Genomic DNA, 17,692 nt, shown 5'->3' on the forward strand with positions numbered 1-17,692 from the left:
CGCGGGGGTCGGTGCGTGAATGCGCGGTTTAAGTCTACGCGGTATAGGCGGCGAGTGCCCTAGCCTGCGTCACGTGCGGCTGAGGGCGAAACGTTGTACTCGTGCTTTCGTGCCTGACCGGACAGCTGAGCAATCTCATTCATGATCGTGTCGGTGGTGACGCGGCGCTGCTTGCCGGTCATCTTCTCGCCGGTCTTCTCAAAGTAGAGCGGCTTACCTACGCGAATCGTGAAGCGGCGCGGGTAAATCATGTTCGAGCCGGGCTTCTGCAGGCGGTCGGTGCCAATCAGACCGACCGGAACCACGGGTGCGCCGGTCATGTGCGCCAGCCACGCCACACCAATCTTGCCGCGGTACAGGTAGCCGTCGCGGGAACGGGTGCCCTCGGGGTAAATGCCGAAGACCTTACCTTCCTGCAGCTTCTCCAGGGCAATGTCGAGTGCCTTGAGCGATTCGGAACGGTCGGAGCGGTTCACGGGAATGATGTCCACGGCTTCGAAGAATGCCTTCATCATCTTGCCGCGCGGGCCGGGGGTGTTCACGTACTCAGCCTTGGCGAGGAACGCCACGCGACGCGGCATCATGGCAGAAATAATGATGGAGTCCAGGAAGGACAGGTGGTTGGAGGCGACAATCACCGGGCCGGTGGCGGGGAAGTTTTCGAGTCCGGTCACGCGGGCGCGGAAGACGGTGCGTAGGATTCCGGTGACTGCTTTCTGGGTGGTTTTGTAGAGAAGCACGTGAACTCTCCTGAGGTGCCGATAGATTGCGGGCTGTGGCGGCGGTCCGCCGTGGATGCGGGGTGAGTGACCCCTTCAGATGGTGTGCCGTTCGGGTGCACAGAATCTGTACTGAAAAAAATTTGTACTGTGTTTAGTAGTACCGGGTTTTATTATTCCACACCCGGGTGTAGGAACGTGAGGGGCGCCGCGCTCCCCTTCCACATGCTGGGATGCGCCTGCCTGCATCCCTTCCGCGCCGGAACACCCTGGAATACCCTAGAACGCCCCGGAACACCGGAACCTTCGCCTCCCCCTCCGTTACAGGCGGTGAGGCAGTGCAGGGAGTCAGTGCGGAAGCTAAGGGTTCAACCTCAACGTAATATTTCAGGTTTCTCGCCTTGTGATTGCAAATATTCCGGCAAAATAGCCGCGTCACATTGTGACGCTACGTCAGCAAAGTTTCGTAAATGCGTATTTAATATGCAAGAATAAAAGGCAGGGTGGGCTGTCGCACCTCCCTCAAGGACGATTCACCCTGAACATAGTGAGCCGCCCCTCCAGCGGATGTGCGTCGGAGCCACTCCACATACAAATTCCACGCACACTGGAGACATACACTATGGCTACAAAACCCGTCTCGCGTGCGCAGGCAGCAAAGATTGCCCGCCGCTCAGACACGGTCGGTGCCTATGCCGGAAAAGGCTGGGTACAGGCTGTTGCGTTTGTGATGCTCCTGGGCTTCACCATTATGGCAGTCCTTGCAATGCGCACCTACGCACTCTCCATGCCGCTCCCCGACAAAATTGTCGGCAATGACGGCAAAGTCATCGCGACCCAAGAACAGATCCTGCACGGTCAGGAGCTGTTCCAGGGACGCGGCCTGCAGCAGTACGGATCCGTGCTCGGCCACGGCGCCTACCTCGGCCCCGACTACACTGCAGAATACCTGCGCCTGACCACCGATGCCGCCGTCAAGGAGTACCGTGAGCAGGGCAAGCAGGACCCCCGCGAACTCGTCAAGAACGAGTGGCGCAAGGAGAACAAGTACGACGAGCAGACTAAGACCATCACCTGGTCCGCTGGTGAGACCAAGGGCTACCAGCTCATGCTCAAGCACTACCGCGAAACCCTGATGAAGGGTGACACCTCGCAGGGCCTGTTCCCCCACGCCATTAAGAACGACGAAGAACTGCACGACATCGTCGCATTCTTCGGCTGGACCGCATGGGCATCGGCGGCAGACCGCCCCGACCAGCCCTACTCCTACACCAACAACTGGCCCTCCGAACCCAACGTGGACAACAAGCCCACCGCGGATTTGATGGTCTGGTCGGCACTCTCCCTGATTGCCCTCATCGGTGGTACCGGTCTGATGTTCGCCATCTACGGCCGCTGGTCCCGCGCTATCGGCTGGCACGCGGAAGAGGCACCCGTCCTCGACTTCCGTCAGCCCGACGAAGTTCGCCTGACCCCCTCGCAGAAGGCAGCCTGCCTGCTCTTCGCAACCATCCTGGTGCTGTTCCTGCTGCAGGCTCTGGTGGGCGCACTCACCGAGCACTACCGTGAAGAACTCACCGGCTTCTTCGGAATCGACATGGGCCAGTTGCTGCCCTACACGGTATCCCGAACCTGGCACCTTCAGCTCTCCCTCTTCTGGACCGCAGGCGCGTTCCTGGCGGGCGGTATCTTCATCGCCCCGCTGATTACCCGCCGCGAACCCAAGAAGCAGGGTCTGCTCACCTACGTTCTCATCGGCGCCGTGGTCTTCGTGGTCCTCGGCTCGCTGCTGAACGAATGGTTCTCTCAGAAGGGCCTCATCCCCAAGGAACTCACCGGCTTCTTCTCGCAGCAGTGGGAGTTCCTGGACCTGCCGCGATTCTTCCAGATCCTGCTCACCGCGGGTATGTTCATCTGGATTGTCATCGTCTGGCGTACCCTCTCCTCCCGCCTGAAGGGCTCGAAGAAGACCTCCCTGCCGTGGCTGTTCCTCTTCTCCGGCCTTGCCATCCCCATGTTCTACGCAGTCGGCCTGCTCGCAGGTCAGCGTACTCACGTGACCGTCGCCGAATTCTGGCGATTCTGGGTGGTTCACCTCTGGGTGGAGGACTTCCTCGAACTGTTCACCACCGTGATGGTGGCGTACATCTTCGTGCTGCTCGGCGTGGTCCGCGAGCGCATCGCAATCGCCATCATCATGATGGACGCCGTGCTCTACTCCGTCGGTGGTGTGATCGGTACTCTGCACCACACCTACTTCGTCGGTACCCCCTCCGAGCAGATGGCATTCGGTGCGTTCTTCTCCGCAGCTGAGGTTATCCCGCTGACCTTCCTGACCGTTGAGGCGTGGGGCTTCATGCAGCTGGGTGCTCGCCAGTACTCCAACCGCACCAAGCCTTTCCCGCACCGTTGGGCTGTTATGTTCCTGATTGCTGTGGGCTTCTGGAACTTCCTCGGCGCGGGCGTGTTCGGCTTCCTGATCAACCTGCCGATCGTGTCCTACTTCGAGATTGGTACCGCGCTGACCGCAAACCACGCACACGCATCCATGATGGGTGTGTACGGTATGCTCGCGATCGCGTTCGCGGTGTTCGGTCTGCGCTACCTGCTCCCGGAGAACAAGTGGCCTGAGAAGGGTCTGAAGTTCTCCTTCTGGACCCTGAACATTGGTCTGCTGTGGATGTCCTTCATCTCGCTGCTGCCGCTGGGTATTGCTCAGCTGTACAAGTCCGTTGGTGAGGGCTACTACGAGGCTCGTTCCTTCGCGTTCATTCACGACGGTGCTTCCGCCGTGATGGGTTGGATGCGTATGCCCGGTGACGTGATCTTCCTGGTCGGCATTATCCCGCTGATTAAGCTGGCGCTGCTGGGTATCAAGGAGATCTTCTCCAAGAACGCTAAGGAAACCGTCCTGGAGCTGCCCGAACCGCCGCTGTACGAGGTGGTTGAGGACGCTCGCATCGCAGAGTTCGCCGGCACTAAGGCTGCCGAGGAACTGCCCGAGCAGACCAGCCCCTACCGTAGCGATCGTCGAGGCTAACCATGCCTGAGCAGATTGCTGGAGTTTCTTTCCTCGTGTGGCTGGCCTGCGTGTACGCGCTCGGCCTGGTCGCCGTGGGTTGGGGCTTCGATATTCTCGCCAAGCGCACCAGCCAGCGCATGGTGGCGGCGCGAACCTTCGGGTTCACCTACCACCAAGAGAGCGACGCGTGGCTCTGCCCCGAAGACCAGTGGCTGTGGGCGACCGCATTCGACTCGGATAACCGAGTGATGCGTTACCGCGCCAAGCCCAGCGTGTGCAACACCTGCCCGATTAAGGACAGCTGCACCGTCTCGGCGAACGGCCGCGAGCTCACCCGCGAAGTGGATGAATGGCCCTACTCCGAGTCGGGTCGTTTCCACCGCGGACTGGCGGTTGCTGTCTCGCTGCTGGGTGTGGTCATCCTGATTGGTGCCGCCATCGTCTGGCACTCCCCGCTGGAGCTTCTGGTGGAGGGTGCCGCCGCGGTGGTCTGCCTGTCACTGACCTACCCGCTGGCTGTGAAGCTCATGCGTTCCCCCGCGAACTTCGAGAACGATCCGAAGCATATTCACGCATCCACCGCTGACGAATCGGTGAACGTGAAGATGGACCGTTTCGCGGCGAAGTGGGGTGGCGTTTCGAATGAGCGTAAGCGCCGTACCGAGCAGACCCGCAAGCAGATGATTGCGGATGCAACCCTGCCGGTTCGTACCTCTGCCCTCGACCCGGACCGCCCCGCATGGAGCGGTACCGGCACCTCGGTTAAGCGACTGCACAAGACCACGAATGAGGTCCTGCAGGAGCAGAACCTGGCTGAGGTTGAGGCTGCCGAAAAGCTGGCAGAGCAGATGGCGAAGAAGTAGCGCTGCACAAGTTTTTCCGTTCCGGCGGCTGACCGGTTGATTGGTCCCGTCTGTTAGCTTCGGCGGCGACCCCGTGTGGATTTCTCTTTTATTCCTCTTTTGAGTTTTCCATGCGGGGTGCCGCTAAAGCACCGACCGCCGCGATGTGCGCCGGGACGGAAAATTCCCCTCCCCAAACTCCCTAAAACTTAGCCCGGTACCGGGCACCCCTACTACCTGCACCGTACGAGGCGCGGGCAGGTGGGCACACATACCGTCCTCCCCCAATATTTGTGAAGGAAAACCATGGATCCCGTCACTTTGGCAACTATCCTCATCCCAGTTGCCGTCATTGTTCTTTTTATTCTGATTCGTATGTTCCGCGTCATCCCCGAATACGAGCGTGGCATCTCTTTCCGCTTCGGTCACCTGCGTTCGGAGCTGAAGCCCGGCCTGAACGTCGTCTTCCCCCTCGTCGACTCCCTGCAGCGCGTTGATATGCGTGTTATCACCCTGACCATTCCCCCGCAGGAAGTCATCACCAAGGACAACGTTCCCGCCCGCGTGAACGCCGTGGTCCTCTTCCGCGTGACCAACGCCAAGAACGCCGTGCTTGAGGTTGAGAACTACCCGATTGCCACCAGCCAGATTGCGCAGACCACCCTGCGTTCCCTGCTCGGCCGCGTTGACCTGGACACCCTGCTCGCACACCGCGAGGACCTGAACGAGGACCTGCGCTCCATCATCGGTTCGCGCACCGAGCCGTGGGGTATTCAGGTGGAGCTCGTCGAAATCAAGGACGTTGAGATTCCCGAGGCTATGCAGCGCGCCATGGCTCGCGAGGCTGAGGCTGAGCGTGAGCGCCGCGCAAAGATCATTTCGGCACGCGGTGAGCTGGAGGCCTCCAGCGAGCTGAAGGAAGCATCCGACATTCTGAGCCAGTCCCCCGCCTCCCTGCAGCTGCGTTACCTGCAGACCCTGCTGGAGCTGGGTGCCGACCAGAACTCGACCGTGGTCTTCCCGCTGCCCATGGACGTGATTGGTCCGCTCGTGGGTGCACTCAAGGGCGAGAGCAAGTAAGCTACTCTCCCCGAGCTAAAAACCGAATAGTATGCAGGCCCCGAGCAGACACCTGCTCAGGGCCTTCGCTTTAACAGGGGTTACCCGGCGGGGTGCTTATCCTCTCCGGTACCCTGCTGACTTATGCCGTAGCATGGAACCAGCGGCATTACTGCTACGCACAGACCCACCCACCGTGAGAGAAGGCGCATGCTACACCACCTCCGCGAGATGCTACACCGCATCCCAGCACCTCGACGCTACGGGCGCGTCATGGCTCTGCTCCTCGCCTCCCTGGGCGGCGCAGTGGACGTCTTCTCGCACATCCACTATGAAGCGCTCGTTGCCACGCAGACCGGTAACTTTATTCTGCTCATCGCCGATCTGCACCGTGACGCACCGCATGTGGTGCACCTGCGCTGGCTCTCCGTTATTCTTTTCAGCTTCGGGTATCTGGCAGGGCATTTCATTCATGATCTACTCGGTCAACGTGCCCGGATGAGACACTGGCGCATCGGCACACTCCTGCCGTTCCTTCTGGTCTGCTTCGCGGTACCCTTCATGGATAGAACTCTGAGCAATAGCTTTCAGGTGGGCGCGCTGGCGTTCACCGTCGGTCTGATGATTCACGCCCTCGCGGATACACGCATTGGCGAAAACCCCTTTTCGCTCTTCATGACCAGCGGCAACTGGCGCAAAATGCTCAGTGCCTGGTACACCGCCGGTTCGCTGTACCTCACGCGGAAAACCCCCGACGGAGACACAAAAAATGAGGCGAAGGCACAGCGCCGTACGGCTCTGCTCAAAGCCATTGATTACTCTCTCGTAGTCGCCTCTTTCATAGCTGGCGTGATTCTCATGGCGCTTGTCACCCGATGGTTTGGCGTATTTTCCATCTGGTTGGCGGCGCTGATCGCGGGCGCTGCGTTCTGCTTCGGCTACCAGGCGGAAAAGAAAGAGGTTCGTGAGAACCAGGGCGCATAAGATTCACCCAATCTGCGGCTATAGACGAGGGCAGAGCAGAAAACAGAACAGCAAAATATCCCGTGCAGATGAGAGTATCTGCACGGGATATTTCTATGCGGGATTTACACGCCACACGCTTTCAAACGAAGCCCCGAAAACTGGGAAGGAAGGCGTTTGGCCCGCCGCGGGGGTTGGATGAGGTGGTTGCGACGGGCCAAACTGGTCGGTTACACGCCGTAGAGGTGCGGGCGCGGCAGGTACATCAGCCAGTTGGGTGAGGGCCGGAATCCTGCCGCTAACGGTTTTCACCGACGCCTTAAGCATAACCGGCAAGGCACCCGAACCGGCGGCAGGTTGAGTGAAGCATCAATCACCCATCTCACGCCATGCCGGGGCGGTATTCAGCCCCAAAATCGGCACCTAAAGCACCGGCGTCCCAAACCCCGCGCGAGCCTCTAGCGCAGCGCCCGACGAACTACCGCAGTGCCCGGTGAGCCTGGTCGAAGAACTCACGCTCATACACGCACGCCGACAGGTACGCCCGCGCCGCGCGGACACGCTGAGCCGGTGAAGCCGCCTCAAACGCACGCTCCACCTCCGCGAGACTACGCTCCACCTCCGCGGCGAACTCTTCGCCACCGTACAGGCTCAACCACTCCGCGTACGGGTGGTCCGCGTGGTTCTGCGAGGAGAGCACAGCGCCCACCTCTTCGTACAGCCAGTAGCAGGGCAGAATCGCGGCAGCGCCGACCACATAATCCTCACCAGCTGCGGAGGCACGCAGGAAATTCGTGTACCCCATGGTGATGGGCGAAGGCCCACCCAGGCGTGCGCGGTTCGCCAACCAGCCCTCGTGCAGCTGCGATTCGGCGGCAATCGCCTCATGCGCGCCAGCCGCCCAGTGCACCTGCGCCTCAGCGGTGTCGGCACGCGCCGAAAGGGTCGCGAGCGCACGCGAATAGTCGCGCAGGTAGAGGGCGTCCTGGTCCAGGTAGAAGGAGAACAGGTCCTCGTCGAGGGTGCCGTCACCGAGGGCACGCACGAAGGGCAGGTCCAGAATCTGGTGCCAGGTTTCGCCACCGGCAGCCCAGAGGGCGGCGGTCCAAGGACCGGCGGGCTGTACGACGGCTTCACCGGCGGGCACGGGGCTGACCGGCAGCAGACGCTCCGGGCTGGTGCCGTCCAGGGTATTGCCCTCAGAGTCGGTGGTGGCGAGCAGATGATGCCACGGATACGCGGAGGCGGCAACCTCCAGGCGGCGGGCACGAGCGGCGTGATCCACCGGGCCGTGGCCCTCGCCGGAGCCGACCTGCAGCCCGGCACCTGCGGCAATGGATTCGTGGAGCCAGCGGGTGCTCCACTGCAAGGCGCGGTGGGTATCTTCGCTGGTCAGAGCATTCTTCTCGCCCTCAGAAGATTCTGCGGCTTCGGTGTGCCCTGCGGCTTCGGTATGCTGGAGCAGTTCCACGCCCAGGCGGGTTGCCAGCGAGGAGGACAGGGAGCATCCGGTGCCGTGCGTATTGCGGCTCTCCAGGCGCGGGGTGCGCACGTGCGCGCAGGTACCATCCGGGAAGACCGCGGTGTTACCGGCGTCCTCACCGCACAGGTGGCCGCCCTTCACAATCACGGTGGTTCCGGTCGACGCCGCAAGGTTCGCCGCCTGCTCATGCGCCTCATCAAAGGTCTGGGCGGGCTCCTTCTGGCAGAGCACGGCAAGCTCCGGAATGTTCGGGGTAATCACATCCACGAGCGGCACGAGGTCGCGCAACGCCTGCTCCGCTTCTGCCTGCAGCAGGCGGTCACCGCTAGAAGCAATCATGACCGGGTCGAGCACGACCACGGGCACGGGGTGCTCGCTCAGCCAGGTGCGGACGGTACGGATCGTGTCCGCATCGCCGAGCATGCCGATTTTTACGGCGTCAACCGTGACGTCATCAAAAACGGCGGCAAGCTGCGCGGTCAAAAATTCCAGGGGCGGGGTGAATACTTCACGCACTCCGCAGGTGTTCTGGGCAACCAGTGAGGTGGTCACGCACATGCCGTAACCGCCGGATGCGGTAATGGACTTGAGGTCCGCCTGAATACCCGCACCGCCGGAGGGGTCGGTTCCCGCAATGGAGAGAACCCTCGGCACCCTAGAGGTCCCAGGTGCCCCGGGAGTTCCGCAGGCGCTCGCGCCGGGTACAGGGTTGGAGGGGGTGGAGGGTGCGCACGCGGGCGCAGTAGGCTGCTCTGCCATCATCGATAATCCCTTCGCTAGTTCGAACTAGAGCAGGTTCAATGGGTGATTCTCTCAGCCTTGAGTGTTCTGACGCCGTTTCGTGCGCCCGCTGTGCCGTATGCCCCGTATACCCTTCATTGGGTGCGTGTTGGGCGGGTTGGCGGGTTGCGGGCATCTCAAGGCACCCCATATCGCTCTGCCAGGTTATCACAACGATTCTCAGTAACTGAAAGTTTCGCGGGTGGCAAGTAAATCTCTCCGAAATTTTCGTTTGAGCATTGCGTTGCTGCACCCCCACTCCGGCTCAGGTTTTTCAGCGCAGGTTTCAGCGCACACCCCACCCAGAACTCGCCCATTAAAAGTCCGTTAAAAGGCAATGCCCGGCACCGCTTTAGACGGTACCGGGCACTATCAGCCGGGCATATCCACCGGGCTTAGGCTAGAGGGCTTAGGTCAGGGCGAAAATCTCTGCCGGTGAGCCCTCCGCAATGATCCTGCCCTCGTGCAGCAGGACCGCGCGGTCAGCCAGCGAGGCGATACGCGCATCGTGCGAGATAATCAGCACCGCACGGTTCGCCAGCACGGCACGCAGAGACTCGGTGGCGTCCGCGAGCTCCAGCTGGGTGGTGGACTCGTCCAGAATCACGGCGTGCGGGTCAGCCAGCACAATACGTGCCAGTGCCAGCTGCTGAATCTGGTCGCGGGTTAGAGGCGAATCCGCGCCGCTGACGACGGTGTCCATGCCCTGCGGCAGGTCGCGCCACCAGCGGGCACCGACAGCGTCCAATGCCTCGCCCATCTGCTCGACAGTTGCATCCGGCACGACCACCGTAAAGTTATCGGCGAGAGTACCGAAGAAGACGTGCGCTTCCTGGGTGCAGACCAGCAGGCGCGGGCGGCCGTCGGCGGCGGCATCGGTCGGGAAGTCGCCGTGACCAACGGGGCGACCCATCACGTTAATGGTGCCGTCCAGGGCGGTCAGCGAACCACCAATCAGACGTGCCAGGGTGGTCTTACCCGAGCCGGAGCGGCCCACCAGGGCGAGCGCCTCGCCGCGGCGAATCTTCAGGGTGATGTCTTCCAGAACAAGGGCGTCCGGCGAGTAGCCGTAGGAGATGTTGGTGCAGTCAATGGCGTACTCCGGGTTCTTCACGGCTTCATCAGACACGGCGGCGAAGGCTTCGGCACGGTGTTGTGCACGCGCCTCACGCTGCTTCTTCGCCAGGGACACCACACCGAACACACGGCCCATGTTCACGAGCATGATGCGCAGGCTGCTGACGTGGTGGTTCAGCATGTCGGCGAGGGTTCGCAGGCTGAAAACCATGACCGAGGCGGTCGCCACGGCACCCCAGCTTGCCCAGCCGAGAGCCACGCAGGCGGCGCCCCAGAGCATGCACAGAACCGTGGGGATCCAGGCGTTGATAGCGTCCACGGTGAAGTACAGCTGGCGGATGCGCACCATGCCCAGCTGCGCAGCGAACTGGCGCTTGTTCTCACCGGCGAAGGCGTCTTCGCGGGCGGCGTGAACACCCAGCTCACGGATCGTGGAGGTGCCGCGGATGTTCTCGGTCAGCACGCTGTTGAGGTCGCTCACGCGCTCCTGGGCGGTCTGGTTGCGCGCCGCCATGAGCGGCAGCATCTTCGACATGATGAGGGCAAGACCGGCAATCATGGGTAGCATAATCAGACCCATTGCCGGGCTCACAACCGCTAGCGAGATGGTGGAGATAATGAAGTACAGCACCACGTAAATTGCGCCGAGCAGGTCCTCACTGACGGATTTAGCCGCCGAGGACAGGTCGTCGGTCACGCGGGTGAGCAGGTCACCGCTACCGGCTTCTTCCACGGTGCGTGCGTCCAGGTCGAGGGTACCGTCGAGGGTGTCCTGGTTGGCGTCACGGGTGACGAGCGCACCCAGTCGCGCCGCACTGTACGAGGAGACCATGAGGGTTATCGCCTGCACGATGAACGCCGCCAGGATAATCAGAATCGGCTGCCACGGGTAGCTGGAGAACTTGCCCGCCACCACGTCGTCCACGGTGGCACCAATCTGCAGGGGCACCACCGCACCCATGAGGGTGCTGACCATGTAGATGACGAAGGTGTAGAGGGCTCGCCCCTTATGCGCCGCGAGGTAGTTCCACATGCGGCGTGCCACGTAGGCGGGGCTTTCGATGGGGAGTTGCTTTGCCATGCTAGTTCACCTCCTGATTCTGAGTGGTTTCGGTCTGAGCAGTTTCCGGGTAGCCGTCGCGTTCCATGCGGCGGGTCGTCTCCGCGGTCGTGGAGATAACGTAGACCTGCTCCAAATCCTGCAGCAGGCCGGGGTAGCCGACGGGCAGGCGGTCGCTACCGACCTGGGTTTCCATCGCGTCGTAGATGTAGCGCTGGCTGGGTTCGTCCACGGAGTTCAGCGGTTCGGTCAGGATGAGCACCTGCGCATCCTGTGCGAGTGCGCGGGCGAGTGCCAGTCGCTGACGCTGACCGCCGGAGAGGTTCGCGCCTTCGCTGGTGATGCGGGCGGCAAAGTAGTCTTCGGGGTTGCGTCCGCCCAGGCGGTAGGCGATTTCGCGGGAGTCGGTAATCTTCAGCAGCTCCTGGTCCTTTGCCTGTGCCAGCTCCTCGTCGGGGTTCGGCACGGTGCCCAGGCGCAGGTGCTCCTGCAGGGTTCCCGCGAAAATCATGGGGTTCGGTTCGCTCAGCAGCACGCGGCGGCCGGAGGCATCCTTGAGGTCCTCTCCCCCACGTCGCAGGGTGCGGGCGAGTGCCTCGGCGTAGTCCTGCGCGGTGAGGTTGTAGTCGCGCGGGTTGATGTACACGATGCGCGGGTTGCTGGCACCTGCGGGGGCGACGGGTACGGGCACCTCAAGGGTGCTCGCCTCGACTACCTGTTCGGCGCGTGCCAGCTGCGCCATTTCTTCGTCGGTGCGCGGGCTCTTCAGCACGCCCTGACGCACGCCCGCGTGACCTTCGAGGCGGGCGACCTTGGCGAGCGCAATCTTGGCGTATCGCCATGAGGTGAGGAAGTTCTGAGTAATCCAGATGGGGCCACCCATCATCGCGATAATGGAGGCGACGGTCACCAGGGACGCGGCGGGCGTGTCGGATACCCAGCGGCCGTTTTCGACGTGGCCGGTGAGGGCGAAGCCGAGGCCGAGCAGGGTGACGGCACCGCCGAGCAGCGCACGGATGAGGTACATCCAGCGGTGCGTCTTTTCGTAGCGCATGTAGCTGTCGAAAACTTCGTCGGTGGCTCGGTGGTAGCGTTCACGCATCTGTTTTTCCGCGCCGAGGCCGGCGATGGTGCGCAGACCGGTGGCGATGTCGGAGGCGCGTGAGGAGGCTTCACCGTCCTTTTCGCGGTATTCGCCAATCTTCGATTCGAGGAAGGACGAGTACCAGGCAATCACGCCGACCACAATGAGCGTGCCGACGAGGGTCACAACCGCGGTGACGGGGTTAATCAGCCAGAGCTGCACGGCACCGAGAATCGCGATGATCATGGCGTCAACGAATAGCGGCAGTGAGAAGTAGACGTCCGTAATGCGGCGTACGTCTTTGTTCATGACAGTGACCGCTTCGCCGGAGTCTACGCCGGCGCGGGTTTTGCCCATGAGTCGGTTGATGTAGATGCGCCAGTCGCGGCCGAGTTCCGCGCTGAGGGTCATGGAGGTACCCCAACCGAAGAACTCGTTAATCACGATGAAGGTGATAGCGGCGACGACCACCCAGAACATGGGCCAGGCGTCGGGGGCTTTTCCGGCGATGTGCTGGTTGATGAATTGACCCACCATGACGGGGATCAGGATTGCGCCGATGCCTGCGGTGGTTTCACCCGCGATGGGGATTGCCCAGCGGTGCCAGGGGTATTTGTGTCCGGGCGCGGTGACTCGCAGGGCGAGGCGCTTTTTAAGGGCTTCTTCTTCAGCCTTGCGCAGTTCGCTGCCGGTTATTTCCGGTGCAGCTTTTTTCTGCGCAGTTTTCTTCTGAGCGGCTTTTTCCTGCGTGGTTTTGTTATGCATGGATTCTTCATGCGTAGCTTCTTCACGCGCAGCGTTTTCTTGTGCCTTGTCAGCGTTGTATTCAGTCATTCAACGTCTCTCCTTTCTCTTACCCTATTCCTTTATCAATGTGGCACGCAACACTATGAGTGCATTAGTGGGGCGTGTCGTCATTTTGTGCAACGTATCTGGGGCGTGTATCAACCGCGCAATATAAGCCGGCATCAATCGGCGGACTTGAACCTACGCGGTCATTGATGCGGTCTGGCGTCCTGTGGCGTGTAGCCCTACAGTCTGGAGCCTCACGTCGTGGAGCCCAGCGGCATAGAACCCTGTGCGTTCAACCTTCTGAACGCAGACTTTCTGAGTGCGGGGTCGTGCATCGCTGCACCTAGCCTGCACCTAAAGCGCTTTGTTCTACCCTACCTGAACTTTGTGGTTTCCCGCATTAGAGCACGCGCCTTCGCGCCCCTGCCGAGTTGTTCCCTCGTAACGATAACGCCCCCGCGCCCGCCCTATTCCCGATAGACTGGAATTCTCATGAGTATTTTGAATTTTCTTTCTCCCTCACTGGGCGAGAACCCCGGCGACTACAATCGACGCGATTTCAAGGGTAACCCCCTCACCGCCGAAGAAATCTATGAGGCGTTCACCGAGTGGATTTCGACCCGCGGCATGACCCTGTACCCCGCGCAGGACGAGGCTGTTCTGAGCATTGCCGCCGGGCATAACGTGGTGCTGGCAACCCCGACCGGTTCGGGTAAGTCCACCGTGGCTGTTGCCGCGCATTTTACGGGTCTGGCAACCGGTCAGCGTTCCTACTACACCGCCCCCATTAAGGCGCTGGTGTCTGAGAAGTTCTTTGACCTGATCAATATTTTTGGTGCCGAGAACGTGGGCATGATTACCGGCGACTCCGCCATTAATACGGAGGCGCCGATTATCTGTTGCACCGCGGAGATTCTCGCCAATATTGCCCTGCGCGAGGGTAAGGATGCGGACCTCTGCCAGGTCATTATGGACGAGTTCCATTTCTACTCTGACCCGCAGCGCGGCTGGGCGTGGCAGCTTCCCCTGCTGGAGCTTCCGCAGGCGCAGTTCCTGCTGATGAGCGCGACCCTGGGCGATACGACTCGCTTCCAGGAGGAGATGACGGCGCTGACCGGCCGTGAGAGTGACCTGGTGGCGCATTCTGAGCGTCCTATTCCGCTGCATTTCTACTACTCCACCACCCCGGTTCAGGAGACGGTGCAGGAGCTCGTGCAGACCAAGCAGACTCCGGTCTACATTGTGCATTTCTCGCAGAAGGCGGCGCTGGAGCAGGCGAACGCGCTGCTGTCGGTGGCTATTGCTTCGAAGGAAGATAAGGAACGCATCTCCGAGCTGATTGCTAAGTTCCGTTTCGGTCCGGGTTTCGGTAAGGCGCTGAATAAGCTGGTGCGTGCCGGTATCGGTATTCACCACGCGGGCATGCTGCCCAAGTACCGCCGCCTCGTGGAGCAGCTGGCTCAGGAGGGTCTGCTCAAGGTGATTTGCGGTACCGACACCCTGGGTGTGGGTATTAACGTGCCGATTCGTACCGTGCTGATTACGGCGCTGTCGAAGTTTGATGGTGCCCGCAGCCGCCGTCTGCGTGCCCGCGAGTTCCACCAGATTGCTGGACGCGCCGGCCGCGCCGGTTTTGATACCGCCGGCACCGTGGTGGTTCAGGCACCCGAGCACGATATTGAGAACGCTCGCCTGCTGGCTAAGGCGCAGGCGAAGTTCGGTGATGACACCAAGCGCATTAACCAGTCGCTGTCCTCCAAGCGTAAGAAGGCGCCGGAAGGCTTCGTTGGCTGGTCTGAGAAGACCTTCGAGCAGCTGGTAGAGGCCGCCCCGGAGCCTCTGACCTCCTCCTTCGACATCACCCATTCGATGCTACTGAACCTGATGCACCGCCCGGAGAACCCGGTCATTGCCGCGTACCGCATCATTCAGGAGAACCACGAGAGCCCCGCGCGCCGCCGCGAGCTGCTGCGCAAGGCAATCGGCATCTACAAGGAGCTGCTGACCGGCGGCGTGATTGAGCGAACCAACACCCCGGACGAGCACGGCTCCTACCTGCGCCTGACCGAGGACCTGCAGGATAACTTTGCCCTGAACCAGCCGCTGTCCGCTTTTGCGGTCGCCGCGCTGGAACTGCTCGACCCCGAATCCCCCAGCTACGCGCTGGACGCGCTCTCCCTCATTGAGGCGACCCTGGAATCGCCGAACCAGGTGCTGTACGCGCAGGAACGCAAGGCGAAGAACGAGCTGTCGGCACAGCTCAAGGCGGACGGTGTGGACTACACCGAACGCATGAACGAGCTGGACAAGGTCACCTACCCGCAGCCTCTGGCGGAGCTCATTGATCAGGCGTACACGACCTACAAGCAGTCCGCGCCGTGGGTTGCACGTTTTGAGCCGCGCCCCAAGTCGATTGTGCGTGACATGTACGAACGCGCAATGGGCTTCAACGACTTCGTGCAGTACTACTCGCTCGAACGCGCCGAGGGCGTGCTTCTGCGTTACCTCTCTGACGCGTACAAGGCACTGCGCCACACCATCCCTGATTCTGTCGTGACCGACGAGCTCGACGACATCATCGAGTGGCTCGGCGAGTTGGTGCGCCAGACCGACTCCTCCCTGGTGGACGAGTGGGAGAAGCTGGCTGCCGGCGAAGACGCCGCGACCGTTGCGGCCGAGCACGCCTCCATCGAGGAGGAAGAGCCTCCCGCCGTGACGAAGAACCTGCGCGCCTTCCGCGTGATGGTGCGCAACGCCCTCTTCCGCCGTGTGGAGCTCTTCGCTGAGGAGCGTGACCGCGCCCTGGGCGCCCTGGACGAGTGGTGCGGCTGGGATGCCGACCGCTGGGCGGACGCCATGGACGACTACTTCGACACCTACGACGACATCTACACGGACGCCGATGCGCGCTCGCCTCGCCTGGTCAGCATGGATGAGGACACCGCCGCGCATCCGGGCGTGTGGAAGGTTCAGCAGAGCTTCGCCGACCCCGAAGATAACTTTGACTTCGGTATTCGTGCCGAGGTTGATTTGGCGGCCTCCGATGAGGCTGGCTACCCGGTGCTGAAGATCCTGAGCGTGGGCGAGTTCTAAGGCTCTGCCTGAGGCTTCGTCCGAGGCTTCGTCCAAGGCTCCGCCAGAGGCTCTGATTGAGACTCCGTCCGAGGCTCTGCCACGATGTTGCCCGTAGTGGGCTAGAATACAGAGTATCTATCTATTTGAATGAAAGAAGGTTCACCGTTGACCGTTTCTTCGCTTCCCAAGGTTGAGTACCGCAAGGGTTCGGTCGTCAAGCACGACGGCTACGAGATTACCGACCACTGGTTCCAGGTTCCCTTGACCCACGGTCTGATTTTCTCCAAGGGCAAGGATGCCGCTCTCTCCTCCCGTTTCGCGGACCAGACCATCACCGTGTTCGCCCGCGAGGTTGTGAGCACCAACGAGACTCTGACCGTTTCGGCTGATAAGCGTCCTTACATTGTGTACCTGCAGGGTGGCCCCGGTTTCGGTTCGCCGAAGACCGGCTCCATTGGCGGCTGGATTGCTGAGCTGGCGAAGACTCACCGCGTGGTTCTTCTGGATCAGCGCGGTACCGGCATGTCTTCCCCGCTGTCTGCTCGCAACATCACCGCTGTGGGTGACCCGCAGGTTCAGGCTGAGTACACTGAGCTGTTCCGTGCGGACTCCATCATCGCTGACGCGGAGGCTGTCCGCGAGGTGCTGCTGGCTGACCGTGCCGACAAGCGCTGGTCCACCATTGGCCAGTCCTTCGGTGGCTTCCTGACCCTGTCCTACCTGTCGTTTGCGCCTCAGTCGCTGCGTGACTGCCGCATCACCGCGGGTCTGGCACCGATTCGTACCTCCGTGGACAACGTCTACCAGCACACCTTCGACCGCATGAAGGAACGTGTTGAGGAGTACTACAGCTGGTTCCCCGAGGACGCTGAGCTCGCTACCCGCATTGCTGAGCACCTGCGCACCCACAAGGAGTACCTGCCCACCGGTGAGCGTCTGACCGATCACCGATTCCAGATGGCTGGTCACTTCCTGGGTGGCCGCTGGCGCGAGCGCGGTCTGCACTACTTCCTGGAGACCGCTTTCGCTGAGGGTAACGACCACCTCTCCGATCAGTTCCTGACCGCTATGGGTGCCGAGGTGACCTTCCAGGCGAACCCGCTGTACGCCCTGATGCACGAGACCATTTACGCTGACGGCCCCGCTGACGGCGTTCTGCCCGGCATCCCCGGCTATGAGCTGTCCCCCTCCCCCGCGCCGACCAACTGGTCTGCTGCTCGCGTGGCGGCTTCCCGCCCCGAGTTCGCACCGGATGCGGATCGTCTGCTCTTCACCGGCGAGCACATCTTCCCCTGGTACTACGAGGAGGATCCCTCGCTGCGTCCGCTGGCTGAGGTTGCTAACCTGCTGGCTGAGAAGAAGGACTGGGGTCGCCTGTACGACCACGCACAGCTGCACAAGAACGAGGTTCCCGTGGTGGCTGCGGCGTACAACCCGGACGTGTACGTGGACTTTGAGCACTCCATGGAGACCGCTCGCTGGGTCGGTAACACTCAGGTGTGGACCTCGAAGACCCACCACCACGACGGTTTCGGTTCTGACCCGCTGACCATTCTGGGTCACCTGAAGAACATGCTGGCTGAGGTTCACAACCAGTAATTCTTCGCCGGGTAGTCAATCTGCCCCGGGTATATCCCCGAATATATTTTGATATAGCTAAAGCCCCTCACCCCGGTTGATCTGAACTGCCTCCCGTTTCTTGGACACCAAAACTAAAGTCCAAGAAACGGGAGGCT

The 17,692-nt window shown here is 61.5% G+C and carries 10 protein-coding genes and 1 riboswitch; of the genes, 6 read left to right on the forward strand and 4 right to left on the reverse strand.

All coding sequences use genetic code 11. From position 1 onward, the window contains the following. Positions 1 to 59 precede the first annotated feature (59 nt). Positions 60 to 740 (reverse strand): lysophospholipid acyltransferase family protein, encoded by a 681-nt coding sequence (locus RQ593_RS06050; protein ID WP_311450095.1) that lies wholly within the window; start codon positions 738 to 740, stop codon positions 60 to 62. 601 nt (positions 741 to 1,341) lie between these two features. On the opposite strand from RQ593_RS06050, the gene RQ593_RS06055 reads away from it, so the two are divergent. The 4 genes from RQ593_RS06055 to RQ593_RS06070 all read left to right on the forward strand — a co-directional run bounded on the left by RQ593_RS06055 (position 1,342) and on the right by RQ593_RS06070 (position 6,626). Then, positions 1,342 to 3,759 carry a cbb3-type cytochrome c oxidase subunit I gene (locus RQ593_RS06055; protein WP_311450096.1) on the forward strand — a complete coding sequence of 806 codons (2,418 nt, stop codon included), beginning with the start codon at positions 1,342 to 1,344 and terminating at the stop codon, positions 3,757 to 3,759. Positions 3,760 to 3,761: 2 nt separating this feature from the next. Then, a complete protein-coding gene (locus RQ593_RS06060; protein WP_005509140.1) occupies positions 3,762 to 4,604 on the forward strand; it encodes a transposase in 843 nt (280 codons plus the stop codon). A 285-nt stretch (positions 4,605 to 4,889) separates the two neighbouring features. Further along, complete coding sequence (locus RQ593_RS06065) at positions 4,890 to 5,663, forward strand: slipin family protein (protein ID WP_005506196.1); 774 nt, start codon at positions 4,890 to 4,892, stop codon at positions 5,661 to 5,663. Between the two features lie 252 nt (positions 5,664 to 5,915). Continuing rightward, positions 5,916 to 6,626 carry a YoaK family protein gene (locus tag RQ593_RS06070; RefSeq protein WP_158676578.1) on the forward strand — a complete coding sequence of 237 codons (711 nt, stop codon included), beginning with the start codon at positions 5,916 to 5,918 and terminating at the stop codon, positions 6,624 to 6,626. A gap of 457 nt (positions 6,627 to 7,083) precedes the next feature. On the opposite strand, the gene RQ593_RS06075 is transcribed toward RQ593_RS06070, so the two are convergent. The 3 genes from RQ593_RS06075 to RQ593_RS06085 all read right to left on the reverse strand — a co-directional run bounded on the left by RQ593_RS06075 (position 7,084) and on the right by RQ593_RS06085 (position 12,923). Beyond that, positions 7,084 to 8,850 carry a bifunctional hydroxymethylpyrimidine kinase/phosphomethylpyrimidine kinase gene (locus RQ593_RS06075; RefSeq protein WP_311450097.1) on the reverse strand — a complete coding sequence of 589 codons (1,767 nt, stop codon included), beginning with the start codon at positions 8,848 to 8,850 and terminating at the stop codon, positions 7,084 to 7,086. Further along, positions 8,839 to 9,028, reverse strand: a riboswitch (TPP riboswitch). It overlaps the preceding gene by 12 nt. Before the next feature lie 249 nt (positions 9,029 to 9,277). Next, on the reverse strand, positions 9,278 to 11,026 hold the full coding sequence (locus RQ593_RS06080; RefSeq protein WP_311450098.1) for an ABC transporter ATP-binding protein: 1,749 nt from the start codon (positions 11,024 to 11,026) through the stop codon (positions 9,278 to 9,280). A 1-nt stretch (position 11,027) separates the two neighbouring features. After that, positions 11,028 to 12,923, reverse strand: coding sequence for an ABC transporter ATP-binding protein (locus RQ593_RS06085; protein ID WP_311450099.1), 1,896 nt, complete (start codon positions 12,921 to 12,923; stop codon positions 11,028 to 11,030). Between the two features lie 450 nt (positions 12,924 to 13,373). On the opposite strand from RQ593_RS06085, the gene RQ593_RS06090 reads away from it, so the two are divergent. Further along, positions 13,374 to 15,974, forward strand: coding sequence for a DUF3516 domain-containing protein (locus RQ593_RS06090; protein ID WP_311450100.1), 2,601 nt, complete (start codon positions 13,374 to 13,376; stop codon positions 15,972 to 15,974). A gap of 129 nt (positions 15,975 to 16,103) precedes the next feature. Beyond that, positions 16,104 to 17,555 carry an alpha/beta fold hydrolase gene (locus RQ593_RS06095; protein ID WP_219101537.1) on the forward strand — a complete coding sequence of 484 codons (1,452 nt, stop codon included), beginning with the start codon at positions 16,104 to 16,106 and terminating at the stop codon, positions 17,553 to 17,555. The last annotated feature ends 137 nt before the right edge of the window (positions 17,556 to 17,692 follow it).

The organism is uncultured Rothia sp. (genome assembly GCF_963507905.1).
Taxonomy (GTDB): domain Bacteria; phylum Actinomycetota; class Actinomycetes; order Actinomycetales; family Micrococcaceae; genus Rothia.

What these genes read in the sequence shown, in the direction of transcription:
- RQ593_RS06055 (WP_311450096.1), top strand. Translation starts at nt 1,342, where the DNA reads ATGGCTACAAAACCCGTCTCGCGTGCGCAGGCAGCAAAGATTGCCCGC.
- RQ593_RS06060 (WP_005509140.1), top strand. Translation starts at nt 3,762, where the DNA reads ATGCCTGAGCAGATTGCTGGAGTTTCTTTCCTCGTGTGGCTGGCCTGC.
- RQ593_RS06065 (WP_005506196.1), top strand. Translation starts at nt 4,890, where the DNA reads ATGGATCCCGTCACTTTGGCAACTATCCTCATCCCAGTTGCCGTCATT.
- RQ593_RS06070 (WP_158676578.1), top strand. Translation starts at nt 5,916, where the DNA reads ATGGCTCTGCTCCTCGCCTCCCTGGGCGGCGCAGTGGACGTCTTCTCG.
- RQ593_RS06075 (WP_311450097.1), bottom strand. Translation starts at nt 8,850, where the DNA reads ATGATGGCAGAGCAGCCTACTGCGCCCGCGTGCGCACCCTCCACCCCC.
- RQ593_RS06080 (WP_311450098.1), bottom strand. Translation starts at nt 11,026, where the DNA reads ATGGCAAAGCAACTCCCCATCGAAAGCCCCGCCTACGTGGCACGCCGC.
- RQ593_RS06085 (WP_311450099.1), bottom strand. Translation starts at nt 12,923, where the DNA reads ATGACTGAATACAACGCTGACAAGGCACAAGAAAACGCTGCGCGTGAA.
- RQ593_RS06090 (WP_311450100.1), top strand. Translation starts at nt 13,374, where the DNA reads ATGAGTATTTTGAATTTTCTTTCTCCCTCACTGGGCGAGAACCCCGGC.
- RQ593_RS06095 (WP_219101537.1), top strand. Translation starts at nt 16,104, where the DNA reads ATGAAAGAAGGTTCACCGTTGACCGTTTCTTCGCTTCCCAAGGTTGAG.